The organism is Streptomyces sp. NPDC089799 (assembly GCF_040684755.1).
Lineage (GTDB): Bacteria > Actinomycetota > Actinomycetes > Streptomycetales > Streptomycetaceae > Streptomyces.
The window spans coordinates 166261-182231 of record NZ_JBFBGR010000006.1 but is presented as its reverse complement, the minus strand read 5'-3'; the positions used below and the strand labels follow the sequence as shown (position 1 = coordinate 182231).

Annotated in this window: 12 protein-coding genes; 6 read left to right on the top strand and 6 right to left on the bottom strand. The window is 71.3% G+C overall.

Annotation, left to right across the window (positions count from 1 at the left end; genetic code table 11):
* The first annotated feature begins 128 nt into the window (after positions 1 to 128).
* Positions 129 to 2105 (top strand): threonine--tRNA ligase, encoded by a 1977-nt coding sequence (gene thrS, locus AB0O36_RS08275; protein WP_365105850.1) that lies wholly within the window; start codon positions 129 to 131, stop codon positions 2103 to 2105.
* A 34-nt stretch (positions 2106 to 2139) separates the two neighbouring features.
* On the opposite strand, the gene AB0O36_RS08270 is transcribed toward thrS, so the two are convergent.
* Positions 2140 to 2829 (bottom strand): potassium channel family protein, encoded by a 690-nt coding sequence (locus AB0O36_RS08270; RefSeq protein WP_365105847.1) that lies wholly within the window; start codon positions 2827 to 2829, stop codon positions 2140 to 2142.
* Positions 2830 to 2896: 67 nt separating this feature from the next.
* Here AB0O36_RS08270 and AB0O36_RS08265 point away from each other — a divergent pair, with 67 nt between their 5' ends.
* Positions 2897 to 3457 carry an HIT domain-containing protein gene (locus AB0O36_RS08265; RefSeq protein ID WP_365105844.1) on the top strand — a complete coding sequence of 187 codons (561 nt, stop codon included), beginning with the start codon at positions 2897 to 2899 and terminating at the stop codon, positions 3455 to 3457.
* A 71-nt stretch (positions 3458 to 3528) separates the two neighbouring features.
* On the opposite strand, the gene AB0O36_RS08260 is transcribed toward AB0O36_RS08265, so the two are convergent.
* From AB0O36_RS08260 to AB0O36_RS08245, 4 genes are all read right to left on the bottom strand, one after another.
* Positions 3529 to 4014 (bottom strand): hypothetical protein, encoded by a 486-nt coding sequence (locus AB0O36_RS08260; protein ID WP_365105841.1) that lies wholly within the window; start codon positions 4012 to 4014, stop codon positions 3529 to 3531.
* The gene (locus AB0O36_RS08255) at positions 4014 to 4853 is read right to left on the bottom strand and encodes a GAF domain-containing protein (RefSeq protein ID WP_365105838.1); all 840 of its coding nucleotides are present in this window, start codon (positions 4851 to 4853) and stop codon (positions 4014 to 4016) included. Before AB0O36_RS08255 ends, AB0O36_RS08260 begins: the two co-directional genes overlap by 1 nt.
* A gap of 57 nt (positions 4854 to 4910) precedes the next feature.
* A complete protein-coding gene (locus tag AB0O36_RS08250) occupies positions 4911 to 6596 on the bottom strand; it encodes a hypothetical protein (RefSeq protein ID WP_365105835.1) in 1686 nt (561 codons plus the stop codon).
* 105 nt (positions 6597 to 6701) lie between these two features.
* The gene (locus tag AB0O36_RS08245) at positions 6702 to 8936 is read right to left on the bottom strand and encodes an elongation factor G-like protein EF-G2 (protein ID WP_365105832.1); all 2235 of its coding nucleotides are present in this window, start codon (positions 8934 to 8936) and stop codon (positions 6702 to 6704) included.
* A gap of 273 nt (positions 8937 to 9209) precedes the next feature.
* Here AB0O36_RS08245 and pgsA point away from each other — a divergent pair, with 273 nt between their 5' ends.
* From pgsA to AB0O36_RS08225, 4 genes are all read left to right on the top strand, one after another.
* Positions 9210 to 9908 carry a phosphatidylinositol phosphate synthase gene (gene pgsA / locus AB0O36_RS08240; RefSeq protein ID WP_365105829.1) on the top strand — a complete coding sequence of 233 codons (699 nt, stop codon included), beginning with the start codon at positions 9210 to 9212 and terminating at the stop codon, positions 9906 to 9908.
* Positions 9908 to 10948 (top strand): phosphatidylinositol mannoside acyltransferase, encoded by a 1041-nt coding sequence (locus tag AB0O36_RS08235; protein WP_365105826.1) that lies wholly within the window; start codon positions 9908 to 9910, stop codon positions 10946 to 10948. The genes pgsA and AB0O36_RS08235 overlap by 1 nt, the downstream gene beginning before the upstream one ends.
* Positions 10945 to 12108, top strand: coding sequence for a glycosyltransferase family 4 protein (locus AB0O36_RS08230; RefSeq protein WP_365105823.1), 1164 nt, complete (start codon positions 10945 to 10947; stop codon positions 12106 to 12108). Before AB0O36_RS08235 ends, AB0O36_RS08230 begins: the two co-directional genes overlap by 4 nt.
* Before the next feature lie 922 nt (positions 12109 to 13030).
* Positions 13031 to 13195, top strand: a complete 165-nt coding sequence (locus AB0O36_RS08225; RefSeq protein ID WP_365105821.1) for a hypothetical protein — start codon at positions 13031 to 13033, stop codon at positions 13193 to 13195.
* Positions 13196 to 14010: 815 nt separating this feature from the next.
* Here the strand turns inward: AB0O36_RS08225 and argS are convergent.
* Positions 14011 to 15786, bottom strand: coding sequence for an arginine--tRNA ligase (argS, locus tag AB0O36_RS08220; protein ID WP_365105818.1), 1776 nt, complete (start codon positions 15784 to 15786; stop codon positions 14011 to 14013).
* Positions 15787 to 15971: the final 185 nt, after the last annotated feature.

The following is a 15971-nucleotide window of genomic DNA, read 5'->3' as shown; positions in this document are numbered from 1 at the left end:
CCTGGTGGGGTCACTCTCGCCGCGATCGCGCCCCACCGGTAACCGTTTAGCGGACGCCCCGCCCTGCTCGGTACGATTCAGGCTGCGCGCAGTGTCCGCTGCCGCACCCCTGATTCGAGGAGAGACCGGTGTCAGACGTCCGTGTGATCATCCAACGCGATTCCGAGCGGGAAGAGCGCGTGGTGACCACGGGCACCACTGCGGCCGACCTCTTCTCCGGTGAGCGCACCGTCATCGCCGCCCGCGTGGCCGGCGAGCTCAAGGACCTGTCGTACGAGGTGAAGGACGGCGAGACCGTCGAGCCCGTGGAGATCTCCTCCCAGGACGGCCTCGACATCCTCCGCCACTCCACCGCGCACGTCATGGCCCAGGCCGTGCAGGAGCTGTTCCCCGAGGCCAAGCTGGGCATCGGCCCGCCGGTCCGGGACGGCTTCTACTACGACTTCGACGTCGAGAAGCCCTTCACCCCCGATGACCTCAAGGCCGTCGAGAAGAAGATGCAGGAGATCCAGAAGCGCGGCCAGCGCTTCGCGCGCCGCGTCGTCACCGACGAGGCCGCCCGCGAGGAGCTCGCGGACGAGCCCTACAAGCTGGAGCTCATCGGCATCAAGGGCTCGGCCTCCACCGACGACGGCGCCAGCGTCGAGGTCGGTGCCGGCGAGCTCACCATCTACGACAACCTGGACGCCAAGACCGGCGAGCTGTGCTGGAAGGACCTCTGCCGCGGTCCCCACCTGCCCACCACCCGGAACATCCCGGCGTTCAAGCTGATGCGCAACGCGGCCGCCTACTGGCGCGGCAGCGAGAAGAACCCGATGCTCCAGCGCATCTACGGCACCGCCTGGCCGTCGAAGGACGAGCTGAAGGCCCACCTCGACTTCCTCGCCGAGGCCGAGAAGCGCGACCACCGCAAGCTCGGCAACGAGCTCGACCTCTTCTCCATCCCGGACGAGATCGGCTCCGGCCTCGCCGTCTTCCACCCCAAGGGCGGCATCATCCGCCGCACCATGGAGGACTACTCGCGCCGCCGGCACGAGGAGGAGGGCTACGAGTTCGTCTACTCCCCGCACGCCACCAAGGGCGCCCTCTTCGAGAAGAGCGGCCACCTGGACTGGTACGCGGAGGGCATGTACCCCCCCATGCAGCTCGACGGTGGTACCGACTACTACCTCAAGCCCATGAACTGCCCGATGCACAACCTGATCTTCGACGCGCGCGGGCGCTCCTACCGTGAGCTGCCGCTGCGCCTGTTCGAGTTCGGCACCGTGTACCGGTACGAGAAGTCCGGCGTGGTGCACGGCCTGACCCGGGCCCGCGGCTTCACCCAGGACGACGCGCACATCTACTGCACCCGTGAGCAGATGGCCGAGGAGCTCGACCGCACCCTCACCTTCGTGCTGAACCTGCTGCGCGACTACGGCCTGACCGACTTCTACCTGGAGCTGTCCACCAAGGACCCGGAGAAGTTCGTCGGCTCGGACGAGGTCTGGGAGGAGGCCACCGCAGTCCTCCAGCAGGTCGCCGAGAAGCAGGGCCTCCCGCTGACCCCCGACCCGGGCGGCGCGGCCTTCTACGGCCCGAAGATCTCCGTGCAGGCGCGCGACGCCATCGGCCGCACCTGGCAGATGTCGACCGTCCAGCTCGACTTCAACCTGCCGGAGCGCTTCAACCTGGAGTACACCGCTCCGGACGGCTCCCGCCAGCGCCCGGTCATGATCCACCGTGCGCTGTTCGGCTCGATCGAGCGCTTCTTCGCGGTGCTCCTGGAGCACTACGCGGGCGCCATGCCGCCGTGGCTGGCCCCCGTCCAGGCGGTCGGCATCCCGATCGGCGACGCGCACGTCGGCTACCTGCAGGAGTTCGCCGCCGAGGCGAAGAAGAAGGGCCTGCGGGTCGAGGTGGACGCCTCCTCCGACCGGATGCAGAAGAAGATCCGGAACCAGCAGAAGCAGAAGGTCCCGTTCATGATCATCGTCGGTGACGAGGACATGGCCGCGGGCACCGTCTCCTTCCGCTACCGCGACGGTTCACAGGAGAACGGCATCCCGAAGGACGAGGCCCTCGCCAAGCTGGTGAAGGTCGTCGAGGACCGCGTCCAGGTCTGACGCACCGCCGGTTCGTGTGGCGGGGCCCCCGGGATCACTCCCCGGGGGCCCCGTCCTTTTCGTCCTCCCGCGTGAACACCTGGACCAGCCAGGACGAGAACGAACCGGTGACCGCTCCGAGCAGCGCCACACCACAGATCATCATCCCCACCGCGATGGTGCGGCCCCAGGGGGTCACCGGGGTGACGTCCCCGTAGCCGGTCGTGGTGATGGTGGCGGCCATCCACCACACCGAGTCCCCGAAGGTCAGGATGGTCGCGCCGGGAGCGTCGCGCTCCGCCTGGTACACGGTCAGCGCCCCCGCGAACCCGAGCAGCACGGCCGTCAGGCTCGCGTACGTGATCACGCGGGTGTACAGCCCGAGGCGCGCACGGCCGCCGCGGCGCTGGATCGCCGTGTTCACCTTCACCACCCGGAGCGGCCGCAGCAGGGGCAGCACCAGCACGATGGTGTCCAGCCAGTGGGTGCGGACGAAGCGGTGCAGCCGGAGCCGGCTGAGCCGGTAGCGCACCAGGTAGTCCACGAGGAACATCAGCCACGTGACGCCCACGGCGATCAGGCCGGCGTCGTGGACGAACAGGGCGCCGTTCGGCACCAGGACGTGGACCGCGTAGCCGGCCAGGAAGATCAGGGACGCTCCGAGCAGGGGCAGCTCGGCCCACGTCTCCCAGCGTTCCAGCCGGGGGTCCGGGTCCACGGTGGCTTTCGGCGATCGGCGTCTCATCGAGCCAGGATCGCTGGCCGGTGGAGGATCTCCGCCCCGGCGACACGCCGCCCCGGGACAAGGTCATATGCTGCATGCCATGACGACTGAGCCGGAGCAGCAGAACGGCGTTGGCACGCGGGACGCCTTCCAGCGCCTGTGGACCCCGCACCGGATGGCCTACATCCAGGGCGAGAACAAGCCCACCGGCCCGGATGCCGGGGACGGCTGCCCCTTCTGCGGGATCCCGGAGATGTCCGACGAGGACGGGCTGGTCGTCGCCCGCGGGAAGCACGTCTACGCCGTGCTGAACCTCTACCCGTACAACGGCGGGCACCTCATGGTCGTCCCCTACCGGCACGTGGCCGACTACACCGAGCTCGACTCCGCCGAGACCGCCGAGCTGGCCGACCTGACCAAGCGCGCCATGGTGGCGCTGCGGAAGGCGTCGGGCGCGCACGGCTTCAACATCGGCATGAACCAGGGCGCGGCCGCCGGCGCGGGCATCGCAGCACACCTGCACCAGCACATCGTGCCGCGCTGGGGCGGGGACACGAACTTCATGCCGGTCGTCGGCCACACCAAGGTCCTGCCGCAGCTGCTCGCGGACACCCGCCAGATGCTTGCCGACGCCTGGCCGACGGGCTGATCCCGCCCGGTTCCTCTTCCCGCGGGCGGGCCTCCGCACGGCCCCGCCCGCTCCCGCCCGCCCCGCCGTGATCAGCCGGTGCGCCCGCGCAGCCGCCGTACGGCCTGGACGGTCAGCAGGAGACAGACCACACCCAGGCCCGCCGGCAGCAGGAACCACCAGGTGAAGCCGGTCGTCAGCAGGACCGCCGCGGAGGCCGCCGAGGCCGCGGTGAGCGTGCCGAAGGTGGCGGTGTTCCACGGGGCGGCGTCCCGTACGGGGTCGAGCCTGCGGTCCACGATCCGCTCGGCTTCGGCCCGCAGGACCTCCCGCCGGTGGAGCATCTCCGCCATCCTTCCCTGCTGGACCGCCCGTTCGAGGTCCCCCCGATCGCCGGACTCCGGAAGGTCGGACTCCGGATGTCCGGGATCCGCGTGCTCGAATTCCGCCTGTCCGGACTGCTCGCCCTCGGACCGTTCGCCCTCGGACTGCTCGCGCTCGTAGGGCCCGTACCCCTCGCGCTCCTCCTGTCCGCGACCCCGCCCGAAGAGCCGCCGGAACGCCCCGAACCGGCTCATCAGGGAACGTCCAGCACCAGAGAAGCGGCCACCACGTGCCCCAGCGTGGCCATCAGGTCCCGGTGGGTGCTGCTGAAGTCCTCGTATTCGGGGGCGTCCACGGTCAGCACCCCGAACAGTCTGCCGCCGGAGCGGACCGGAGCGACGATGACCCCCTTGTAGCCAGGGGTCGCCCCGGAGGCATCCAGCTCGATGTCGTCACCGGGCGCGTTCTTCGGGCGCAGATGTGCTCGGTCCATCTGGAGGACCGCCAGCAGTTTCGCGCCGCAGGCGTCGCCCTGCCACGGGATGCGCCGTCTGATCGTCGTGGTCCGGTCCCCGTGCGCGATCCCCTGGAGGTCGAAGACCTTCCCGGAGTCGTCCCACCGGTAGAAGGCGCTGCGGGCCCGCGGCAGGTTCGCCGGGGCGGGCGTCCCCGGCGCGGTGAGGGTCGCGGCTCCGTCCAGCGCCTTGCGCAGGATCAGTGCCCGGTGTCCCGCCTGAACTCCCGTGACCGGAGGCGTGGTCTGCGGATTCTCGTCGGCGTACGCGGCGGCCAGCTCCTGCAGCTCCCGGGTCAGCGGCAGCAGCGCCTGGTTGTACGAGTTGGCCAGGCTCGACAGCGCCTCGACGGCGAGCTCGCGGGCCTTGCGCCGGGCGGACTCCGCCCGGTGGTTCTCGTACGCGGCCACGGCGACCACGGCGATGGCCACGATGGTGCCCAACGCGGTCCAGCGGAGCTTGGCGGCTCCCTTCGCGTCGTCCGCGAGGATCGACAACGTGAAGACGCCGCCACCCAGCAGGCCCGACAGCGCAAGCACGGTGATGCGCTTGAGCTTGTCGATTCCGTCCGTGCCCACCCCGTGCCCCTCCGCCCCGCCCCGCCCCCCGGTCCCTGCCCTCCGCGCAGTGCCGCGTCAGGCGTCGTAGACGTCCGCCTTGCGCGGGGACGGTTCCTGGACCATGCCGCTGACGATCATGGAGCGGTTGGTGAAGCGATCGGTGTCGCAGCCGTTCTCCTCCAGGACCCGCATCGCGGCCGCGTGCACCACCCTCAGCACCGGCGTCGCGGCGCGCATCGCGTCGTCCGCCATGAAGCGGTGCCGCCACATCGAGCCCGCCCACACGTGCCGGGCCCCGAAGGGCTCGGGCAGCACCAGCTTGCCGCCGAGCCATTCCAGGATCGGCGGGTACCAGGTCAGCGGGGCCCGGACCATCAGGCGGACCACCTCGGAGGTGTCGCAGACGGGCAGCACGCGTTCCACCGTCTCCCAGAAGCGGACGCTCTTGGGCACCTCGATCTTCTGGGCCTCGGACTTGGTGGTGAACAGGCCGTGCACCGGCCCCAGGGCGTGGCCGGTGACCTCGATCCGCAGGGTCTCGTGGAGCACGGTGACCGTGACCATCATGGTGATGACCAGCTGGCCGTCCCACAGCGGCCACTGGATGCCCAGGTAGTGGCGGTTGCCGGCGCCGAACTGCTGCTCGTTGCAGATCCGGATGATCTCGTGCGGCTTGATCTGGAAGGTGTCGACCACGTCCCCGGACGGCCTGGTGACCTCCGCGGCGCCCTCGCCGACCGGGGTGACGATCCAGTGCTTGACGTCGGGAACGGGGAAGCCGCCGGTGTGCAGCGGGCCGCGGTGGATCTGGGTGAGCCGGTCGTGGATGGCGCGGACCACGTCCCAGCTGCGGAACGGGTGGATCTCCGCGCTGCCGTCCTTGGGGACCAGCTCCTCCGCCAGCTGCCAGTTGCCCCAGCGGGTGCCCATGCCGAGCACGCCCTTGGGGCCCGCGTAGAAGACGGAGTTGCTGCGGTCCTCCGCGGTGAGCTTGGCGAGCTGGTGCCGGAGCTCCTCGGCGGCCTTCTCCCCGGGGTTGCCCGGGACCGCCTCGGGGATCTTCGCGGCGATGCCGCCGCCGGAGAGCAGCCCGTCCCAGCGGGACCGCAGGTCCACGGCGGTGGCGGTGCAGATCCGCCGGGCCAGGAACCAGCCCAGCGCCGGGGCGATGATCATGCCGCGCAGGTAGTACGCCCAGAAGCCGGTGTAGGGCAGCCGGAACATCAGGACCAGGGCCGCCAGCGCCACCCCGACGAGCATGGCCGTGCCCATCCAGGAGGCGCTCTTGCCCTCCTTGCCCGCGAGCAGCTTGCGGAGCTGGAACAGGCCCAGCCACAGCAGCATGCCCGGCAGGAACACCACCCCGCACAGGAAGGTGATCCAGCGCAGCTTGCGGTCCCGCTCGCGGCGGATGCGGGAGGCGGCGAGGCAGTGCTCGACCACCGTCTGCGGGTCGGCTCCGAAGCTCTGGATGAGCGGCTTGCGCGCGCCCCCGAGCATCCGGGCCTCCACGGCCCGGCAGAAGGCCTCGCCGAGATTCGGCTTGAAAATGCTGGCCCAGGCCTTCGGAGGCTTGATCGTTGACTTGTGGTACTCGTTGTCGGCCTTGAGTATCGTGTCCAGCCCGGCGTCCCAGCCGTCCCGGTAGGCGGCGGAGGCGAGCGCATTGGTCGCGGCGGTCTGCCCGCCCGCCCCCGCCAGCGGGACCTGCGCCCCCGGCCTGAAGTCGAAACCGTCGTCCGCCACCGCTGCCGCCCCCATCGTTTCGTGCTGTTCTGGTGCTGTCCCGGCCCCGGATCCATGGGACAGGGAAATGCCGCCCACCGCAAGCGCGTTGGGTGGGCGGCCGGTCACACGCTATGACAACTAACTTCCCCCCTCCGCCTGTTCGCGAATCTTGTCCGCCAGCTGCGGCGGCATCGGCTCGTGCCGGGCGTAACCGCGGTCGAACCGGCCCGTGCCGTGGGAGACCGAGCGCAGGTCAAGGGCGTACCGGTCGATCTCGATCTCCGGGATCTCGGCCCGCACCAGAGTCCGGCCGGGGCCCGCGGGCTCGCTGCCGACCACCCGGCCCCGGCGCCCGGCCAGGTCGCTCATCACCGGCCCCACGTACTCGTCGGGGACCATCACGGCGAGCTCGGCGACCGGTTCGAGGAGGTGGATCCGGGCCTCCGCCGCGGCCTCGCGCAGGGCCAGTGCCCCGGCCGTCTGGAAAGCGGCGTCGGAGGAGTCCACCGAGTGCGCCTTGCCGTCGACCAGTGTGATCCGTACGTCGACCAGCGGATAGCCGGCCGCGACGCCCTTGGCCGCCTGGGACCGGACGCCCTTCTCCACGGAGGGGATGAACTGGCGCGGCACGGCACCGCCGACGACCTTGTCGACGAACTCGATGCCGCTGCCCGGCGGGAGCGGCTCCACCTCGATCTCGCAGATGGCGTACTGGCCGTGCCCGCCGGACTGCTTGACGTGCCGTCCGCGCCCGGTCGCCCGGTCGCCGAAGGTCTCGCGCAGGCTGACCTTGTGCGGGACGGAGTCGACCTGGACGCCGTACCGGTTGCGCAGGCGCTCCAGGGCCACGTCCTGGTGGGCCTCGCCCAGGGACCACAGCACCACCTGGTGGGTGTGCGGGTTCTGCTCCAGCCGCATGGTCGGGTCCTCGGCCACCAGCCGGGCCAGGCCCTGGGAGAGCTTGTCCTCGTCCGCCTTGGAGTGGGCCTCGATGGCCAGCGGGAGCAGAGGCTCCGGCATCACCCAGGGCTCCATCAGGAGCGGGTCGTCCTTGGCGGACAGGGTGTCGCCGGTCTCGGCCCGGGTGAGCCTGGCCACGCAGGCCAGATCGCCCGCGATGGCGCGGGTCAGGGTGCGCTGCTGCTTCCCGAAGGGCGAGGACAGCGCTCCGATCTTCTCGTCCACATCGTGGTCCTCGTGGCCGCGGTCGGTCAGACCGTGCCCGGAGACGTGCACGGTCTGGTCGGGGCGGAGCGAGCCGGAGAAGATCCGGACCAGCGAGATCCGGCCGACGTAGGGGTCGGACGAGGTCTTCACGACCTCGGCCAGCAGGGGGCCGTCGGGGTCGCAGGCGAGCTCGGGCCGGGTCCGGCCGTCCGGGGTGGTGACCGCGACGGGCGCGCGTTCGAGGGGTGTGGGGAAGCCGCCGGTGATCAGTTCGAGGAGTTCGACGGTGCCCAGGCCCTGGCGGGCGCCCTCGGCGGCCGGGGCCGCCATCAGCACCGGGTGGAAGGTGCCGCGGGCCACGGCCCGCTCCAGGTCGTCGACCAGCGTCTTGATGTCGATGTCCTCGCCGCCGAGGTACCGGTCCATCAGGGACTCGTCCTCGCTCTCGGCGATGATCCCCTCGATGAGCCGGGCCCGGGCCTCGGTGATCCGGGTCAGCTCCTCCGGCTCGGGGTCGCGTTCGACGCGGCTGCCGGAGGTGTAGTCGTAGACCCGTTGGGAGAGCAGGCCGAGCAGGCCGGCCACGGGGGAGTGGCCGTCGGGGCCGGGAGGTCCGTACAGCGGGAGGTAGAGCGGGATGACGGCGTCCGGGTCGTCCCCGCCGAAGATCTCGCCGCAGACCGCGGTCATCTGTGCGTAATCGGCGCGGGATGCCTCCAGATGGGTGACGACGATGGCCCGGGGCATGCCGACGGCCGCGCATTCCTCCCAGACCATGCGGGTCGCGCCGTCGACCCCGTCGGCGGCCGAGACGACGAAAAGGGCCGCGTCCGCTGCCCGCAGACCGGCCCTGAGTTCCCCGACGAAATCGGCGTATCCGGGGGTGTCCAGGATGTTGATCTTGATCCCGCCCCATTCGACGGGGACCAGGGAGAGCTGGACCGAGCGCTGCTGGCGGTGCTCGATCTCGTCGTGGTCGGAGACGGTCCCGCCGTCCTCGACCCGCCCCGCCCGGTTGACCGCACCCGCGGTCAGGGCGAGGGCCTCGACCAGCGTGGTCTTCCCGGAGCCGCTGTGGCCGACCAGGACCACATTCCGTACGGAGGCGGGCCGGTCGGCCGTCAGTGCCCTGCCGGCGGCTCCGGGCTGCTGCTGTCCGCGCTGCGCCGCCTGCTGCGCATCGCGTGCGTGTGACTTGTCGCCCATGTTGCTCGTGCCTCCCGGTGCGACGGTGAGGAGGGGGTCCTTGGTGAGGTGGCCGGGGCCCGTGGCCGGGGCCGGGGCCGTGGCTGTGGCCCGTGGGCCTGGAGTGCCTGTGGCGTGGTGAAGCTCCTTGAAGCTTTGCACCGGCGTCACCCTCCGTCCATACGTGAGTGACACAACGGTGGGTGCGCGGCAATGGCCGCCCGGGGCGCTGGCTACGATGGGCCAGCCGGTGGCCGTGGTGGCCGTGCGGCCCAGCTACCCCCTGGGAAGGCCATGCTGAACAAGTACGCGCGTGCGTTCTTCACGCGTGTTCTCACGCCGTTCGCCGCGTTTCTGCTCCGGCGGGGGGTGAGCCCGGACGCGGTCACACTGATCGGCACGGCCGGAGTGGTGGCGGGCGCGCTCGTCTTCTTCCCCCGAGGCGAATTCTTCTGGGGAACCATCACCATCACCGCGTTCGTGTTCTCCGACCTCGTCGACGGGAACATGGCCCGGCAGGCCGGGGTCTCCAGCCGATGGGGCGCGTTCCTGGACTCCACCCTCGACCGGGTCGCGGACGCCGCCATCTTCGGCGGCCTCGCGCTCTGGTACGCCGGCCTCGGCAACAACGAGATGCTCTGCGCGGTCGCGATCTTCTGCCTGGCCAGCGGCCAGGTCGTGTCGTACACCAAGGCGCGCGGCGAATCGATCGGACTGCCGGTGGCCGTCAACGGCCTGGTCGAGCGGGCCGAACGGCTGGTGATCACGCTGGTCGCCGCCGGTCTGAGCGGGCTGCAGACCTTCGGGGTGCCCTCGTGGATCGGTGTGCTGCTGCCCATCGCCCTGTGGGTCGTGGCCGTCGGCTCGCTGGTCACGCTGATCCAGCGGATGGTCACCGTACGGCGCGAGTCCGCCGAGGCGGACGCCGCGGCGGCAGCGGACGCGGCCGCCGTCGAAGGCGCGGCCGAGGCCGACGGATCCGGTACCGCCTGATGGCCGGCGTACGGGACCGGCTCACCGACGGGCTCTACGGGCTCGGCTGGGCCGGGGTGAAGAAGCTGCCGGAGCCCGCGGCCGTGGCCCTGGGCCGGCGGATCGCGGACTCCGTGTGGAAGCGCCGCGGGCCGAGCGTGCTGCGCCTGGAGTCGAACCTCGCCCGGGTCGTCCCCGGGGCCGGCCAGGAGCGGCTGCGGGAGCTGTCCCGGGCGGGCATGCGCTCGTACATGCGCTACTGGATGGAATCCTTCCGCCTGCCCACCGTGCCCAAGGAACGCTTCGGGCAGGACGTCGTGATGCACGACGAGCACATCCTGCGCGACGCCCTCGCCTCCGGCCGCGGCGTGGTCGTCGCCCTGCCGCACCTGGCCAACTGGGACCTGGCCGGCGCCTGGGTGACCGCCCATGTCGGCATCCCCTTCACCACCGTCGCCGAACGCCTCAAGCCGGAATCCCTGTTCGACCGCTTCGTCGCCTACCGCGAGAGCCTCGGCATGGAGGTGCTGCCGCACACCGGCGGCGCGGCCTTCGGGGTGCTCGCCCGCCGGCTGCGCGCGGGCGGCCTGGTCTGCCTGGTCGCCGACCGCGACCTGTCGGCCTCCGGAGTGGAGGTCGACTTCTTCGGCAGCCGGACCCGGATGCCCGCGGGACCGGCGCTGCTGGCCCAGCAGACCGGGGCGGTCCTGCTCCCGGCCACCCTCTGGTACGGGGACGCGCCCCGGATGTACGGGCGGATCCATCCGCCCGTGGAGGTCCCGGGCACCGGGACCCGGGTGGAGAAGACCGCGGCCATGACCCAGGCGCTGGCGGACGCCTTCGCCTCCGGCATCGCCGAGCACCCCGAGGACTGGCACATGCTGCAACGGCTCTGGCTGGACGACCTCCAGGACACCCGGCGGGGGCAGGGCACCGGGCACGGGCCGGAAACCGGGCAGGAGCAGGAATCCGGGAGCGAGCGGGAACCGGGGCAGGAGCGGGAAGCCGGGAGCGAGCCGGAACCGGGGCAGGAGCGGGACACGGAGGGACGGTCGGCATGAAGATCGGGATCGTCTGCCCCTACTCCTGGGACGTGCCGGGCGGCGTCCAGTTCCACATCCGTGACCTCGCCGAACACCTGATCAGGCTCGGCCACGAGGTGTCCGTGCTGGCCCCGGCCGACGACGACACCCCGCTGCCGCCGTACGTGGTCTCCGCCGGCCGGGCCGTCCCCGTGCCGTACAACGGCTCCGTGGCCCGGCTGAACTTCGGCTTCCTGTCCGCGGCCCGGGTGCGCCGCTGGCTGCACGACGGCACCTTCGACGTCATCCACATCCACGAACCGACCTCGCCCTCGCTGGGGCTGCTGTCCTGCTGGGCGGCGCAGGGACCGATCGTGGCCACCTTCCACACCTCCAACCCGCGGTCGCGCGCGATGATCGCGGCGTACCCGATCCTCCAGCCGGCGCTGGAGAAGATCAGCGCCCGGATCGCGGTGAGCGAGTACGCCCGGCGCACGCTGGTGGAACACCTCGGCGGCGACGCGGTCGTCATCCCGAACGGCGTGGACGTCGACTTCTTCGCCTCGGCCTCCCCGAAGGCCGAGTGGCAGGGCAACACCCTGGGCTTCATCGGCCGCATCGACGAACCGCGCAAGGGCCTGCCGGTGCTCATGGCGGCCTTCCCGGCCATCGTGGCGGCCTGCCCGGACGTACGACTGCTGGTGGCGGGACGGGGCGACGAGGAGGAAGCCGTCGCCTCGCTGCCCTCGGAGCTCCGGGCCAGGGTGGAGTTCCTCGGCATGGTGTCGGACGAGGACAAGGCACGGCTGCTGCGCAGCGTCGACGTGTACGTCGCACCGAACACGGGCGGCGAGAGCTTCGGCATCATCCTGGTCGAGGCGCTGTCGGCGGGCGCGGCGGTGCTGGCCGCGGACCTGGACGCGTTCGCGCAGGTGCTGGACCAAGGGGCCGCGGGCGAACTCTTCACGAACGAGGACGCGGAAGCCCTGGCCACCGCCGCCATCGCCCTCCTGCGCGACCCCGACCGCCGGGCCGCCCTGTCGTCCCACGGCTCGGCGCACGTACGCCGCTTCGACTGGTCCACGGTCGGCGCGGACATCCTCGCCGTCTACGAAACGGTCACCCTGGGCGCGGCCGCGGTGGCCACGGACGAACGCGTCCCGCTGCGCACGAGACTGGGCCTGAGCCGGGAGGGCTGAGGGGCGTACGGCGCTACCCGCGCGCGCCCCGCTCCACCCCCTGAGCCCCGCCGGGCCGGGCGGGGGTTGCCCACCCACCTCCCGGCGCCGTGACATCGGGCCGAAGCGAGGCGGTGGGGCGGGGCAGGGCCCCAACCGGACTCCCAGGGGACGGGACCGGTCGGCGGGTGGGGTTGGGACATCGACTGGAGTCCGTCGGGGCGGGGCCACGGGGCCTGGCGGGGTGGTGGGTGTGCAGTGGCTCCGCCTGGGCGGAATCGCGGGGGTGCCCGGGGGCTGCCCGTCAGTCCTGATTGTCCTTCCGTGCCGGCCGTCGGCGTCAAGGGCGCTCCTTCGTCGCGTCGCCCGTTGGGCGATGGCCCTTTGGGCCACCCTTGACCCCGACGTCCGTCACGGAACGACAAGGACTGTCGGGCGGCCCCCGGGGGAACGGCATGGGGGACCGAGGACCCCTGAGCTCTGGCGTTGGCGGGCACGAGCAGCGGCTGCGCTCGGCCGGCCGCCCTCCGGGCGGATGCAGGATTCCCGTTCAGGGGATGACTGCACGAAAACGACGCCCAGGGCGCGTCAGATCGCTACGTGCTCCTGTTTCCCGGCGGATTGGGCCCGTCAGGGGCCGGACATAGGCCGCCATCGATCGCTACGTGGGCATTCAGAGCATGGCGGCCGACAGGCCGTCCGTGCTCGGGCCGAGGAGAGGGCGGCAGGCAGCTCGCCATTGATCGCTACGCGCTCCGGCCGTCTCGGCGGCCGACGGGCGGGATGGGGTTGATGCACGGATCAGGGCAGGAGTTGCCGCCCGAGGTGGGCGGGGAGGGCGGTGAGGTGGAGTGGAAGCTCTGGAGTTGCTCAAACCATGCTTGGGGTGACGGGTGGGTGGGGGATCCCCCTCACAGAACCGAACCGAACGGGGGCTGAAGACATGGAGCACTTGGCGTTCTTGGGGGTCGTCTTCATCGTGATTCTTCTGCAGGTGTTGCGCGGGCGCGGCAAGCCGGCGAAGAAGCGACGGCGTTCGATCTCGTGGGACATCGGCGACGGCGGCGGCTCGTCGTGCGGCTCGTCTTGTGGTGGCGGAGGCGACTGAAACGGCGGCCAGTCTGCGGCGATGGCGGGTCGCCCACCCCTCTGATCGCCCACCCCTTTGGTCGTCCGCTCCTCTGATCGTCCGTACGGACGGCCTGTCGGCCGCCATGCTTTGAATGCGCACGTAGCGATCGATGGCGGTCTATGTGCGGCCCCTGACGGGCCGGATCCGCTGAGAAACAGGAGCACGTAGCGATCTGGCGCGCCCTGGACACCCTTTCGTGCAGTCATCCCGACGACAGAGATTCTGCTTCCGCCCGGAGGGCGGCCGGCCGAGCGGCAGCCGCTGCCCGTGCCCGCCGAAGCCGATGACGGCTGGCCTCGGTCCCTCCCATGCCGTTCCCCCGGGGGCCGCCCGACAGTCCTTGTCGTTCCGGGGCCGTCAGGTCTGTCAAGGGTGGCCCAACGGGCCATCGGCTTGCCGACGCGACGAAGGAGCGCCCTTGACAGGGCTGACGGACCCGGAATGACACTGGGACTGACGGGCAGCCCCCGGGCACCCCTGTGACGCCGCCCGGGCGAAGCACCGGCACACCACCACCCCGCCCACCGACCGGTTGGCCTCCGGTGGGGTCCGGTTGCTGCCGCGGTCCCGCCCGACTGCGTCGGTCTGCCTGGCGGCACGGTGCCCGGAGGCGGGTGGGCAACCCCCGTCCGAGCCCGGTGGGGCTCGGGGGGTGGAGCGGGCCGCAACGGCAGCGCCGTACCCCCGCCCCCACCAATCGAAGCCCCCAACCCGAAGGCCCCGGCAGCCATGCCGCCGGGGCCTCCCGTGTCGTGTCTTCCGCGTCGTACGCCGCCGTCCGCGGCGCCTCGTCAGAGGCGCTCGGGCGTCCGGATGCCCAGGAGGGACATGCCCTTGTCCAGGGTCCGGGCGGTCAGGTCGATCAGGAAGAGGCGGTTCTCCCGCAGCTCCGCCGTCTCGGCCTGGGCGACCGGGCACTGGTCGTAGAACGCGGTCAGGTGCGAGGCCAGCTGGTACAGGTACGCGGCCAGCTTGTGCGGGGCGTAGTCCGCCGCCGCGTCCGCGACCAGTTCGCCGAAGCCGTCCAGGTGCAGGCCCAGCGCCCGCTCGGCCGGGGCCAGCGGGAGCTCCGGGTGGGCCGCGGGCGCCACGTCGGCCAGCCGGCGCTGGATCGACCGGATACGGGCGTACGCGTACTGGAGGTACACGGACGTGTCGCCGTTCAGCGACACCATCTGGTCCAGGTCGAACTTGTAGTCGCGGGCCGCCGACGTGGACAGGTCGGCGTACTTCACCGCGCCGATGCCCACGTACTGGCCGTTCTCCACGATCTCCTGCTCGCTCAGGCCCACCTTCTCGGCCTTCTCGCGCACCACGGCCGTCGCCCGGTCCACCGCCTCGTCCAGCAGGTCCACCAGCCGCACCGTCTCGCCCTCACGGGTCTTGAACGGCTTGCCGTCGGCGCCCAGCACCGTGCCGAACGCCAGCTGGTAGGCGTGGGTGTCCTCGTTCAGCCAGCCGGCCCGGCGGGCCGTCTCGAAGACCATCTTGAAGTGCAGCGACTGGCGCGCGTCCACGACGTACACCAGGCTGTTCGCCTTCAGGTTCGCCACCCGGTCGCGGATCGCCGACAGGTCGGTCGCCGCGTAGCCGAAACCACCGTCCGACTTCTGCACGATCAGCGGGGTCGGGTTGCCGTCCGGGCCCTTGACGTCGTCGAAGAACACGCACAGCGCGCCGTTGGAGCGGACGGCCACGCCCGACTCCTCCAGCAGCCGGCAGGTCTCCACCAGCATGTCGTTGTAGCCGGACTCACCGACGATGTCGGGGTCCTGGATGTCCATGTCCAGCTTGTTGAAGACCGAGTAGAAGTAGATCTTCGACTCGTCCACGAACTTCTGCCACAGGGCGAGGGTCTGCTCGTCGCCGGCCTGGAGGTCCACCACCCGGGCGCGGGCGCGGGTCTTGAACTCCTCATCGGAGTCGAAGAGCGCCCGCGACGCCTTGTACAGCCGGTTCAGGTTGGACATGGCCTCCTCACCGGAAGCCTCCGCGTCGGACCCGGCCGCCTTGTGGTCCAGCTCGTGCGGGTGCTCCAGCAGGTACTGGATGAGCATGCCGAACTGGGTGCCCCAGTCGCCGATGTGGTGGCGGCGGACCACCTGCTCGCCGGTGAACTCCAGGATCTCGACCATCGCGGCACCGATCACCGCGGACCGCAGGTGGCCGACGTGCATCTCCTTGGCCACGTTCGGCTGCGCGTAGTCGATCACCGTGATGCCGGCGTTCTCGTTCACCGGGACGCCGAGGCGGTCGTCCGCGGCGCGCGCGGCGAGGGTCTCGACGATCGCCCGGTCCGCGACGGTGATGTTGAGGAAGCCGGGGCCGGAGACCTCGATCTCCTCGATGACCCCGCCCTTGTCCAGGCCCTCGACCACGGTGGTCGCCAGCTCGCGCGGGTTGGCCTTGGCCTTCTTCGCGAGCGCCAGGATGCCGTTGGCCTGGAAGTCGGCCCGGTCGCTTCGTCGCAGCAGCGGGTCGGCAGCACCGGCCTCCGGCAGCGCGGAGACGAGGGCTGCGGCGACGCGCTCATTGACGGACGAAGCGAGGGAAGGGACCGAGGCCATGGGCTGCCGTTCCTGTGAGGTCGGTATGCGGGCCCGTGCGCGGGTGTGCACGCGGACCCGGACTTGTCGGTTCTGACGAAAGTCGAGTATCCCACGCGGCGGCCCCCGGCCTCACGGCATAAACCGGGGCCTCCCGCGGGACCAAGCGCAGCCCCCGCAGCGCAAAGGGCGTAAAGAGGGAGCGG

Excerpts from the sequence above, each read along its gene's own strand:
- AB0O36_RS08230 (WP_365105823.1), top strand. The coding sequence starts at position 10,945 with ATGAAGATCGGGATCGTCTGCCCCTACTCCTGGGACGTGCCGGGCGGC.
- AB0O36_RS08265 (WP_365105844.1), top strand. The coding sequence starts at position 2,897 with ATGCTGCATGCCATGACGACTGAGCCGGAGCAGCAGAACGGCGTTGGC.
- AB0O36_RS08235 (WP_365105826.1), top strand. The coding sequence starts at position 9,908 with ATGGCCGGCGTACGGGACCGGCTCACCGACGGGCTCTACGGGCTCGGC.
- argS (WP_365105818.1), bottom strand. The coding sequence starts at position 15,786 with ATGGCCTCGGTCCCTTCCCTCGCTTCGTCCGTCAATGAGCGCGTCGCC.
- AB0O36_RS08245 (WP_365105832.1), bottom strand. The coding sequence starts at position 8,936 with ATGGGCGACAAGTCACACGCACGCGATGCGCAGCAGGCGGCGCAGCGC.
- AB0O36_RS08260 (WP_365105841.1), bottom strand. The coding sequence starts at position 4,014 with ATGAGCCGGTTCGGGGCGTTCCGGCGGCTCTTCGGGCGGGGTCGCGGA.
- AB0O36_RS08250 (WP_365105835.1), bottom strand. The coding sequence starts at position 6,596 with ATGGGGGCGGCAGCGGTGGCGGACGACGGTTTCGACTTCAGGCCGGGG.
- pgsA (WP_365105829.1), top strand. The coding sequence starts at position 9,210 with ATGCTGAACAAGTACGCGCGTGCGTTCTTCACGCGTGTTCTCACGCCG.
- AB0O36_RS08225 (WP_365105821.1), top strand. The coding sequence starts at position 13,031 with ATGGAGCACTTGGCGTTCTTGGGGGTCGTCTTCATCGTGATTCTTCTG.
- AB0O36_RS08270 (WP_365105847.1), bottom strand. The coding sequence starts at position 2,829 with ATGAGACGCCGATCGCCGAAAGCCACCGTGGACCCGGACCCCCGGCTG.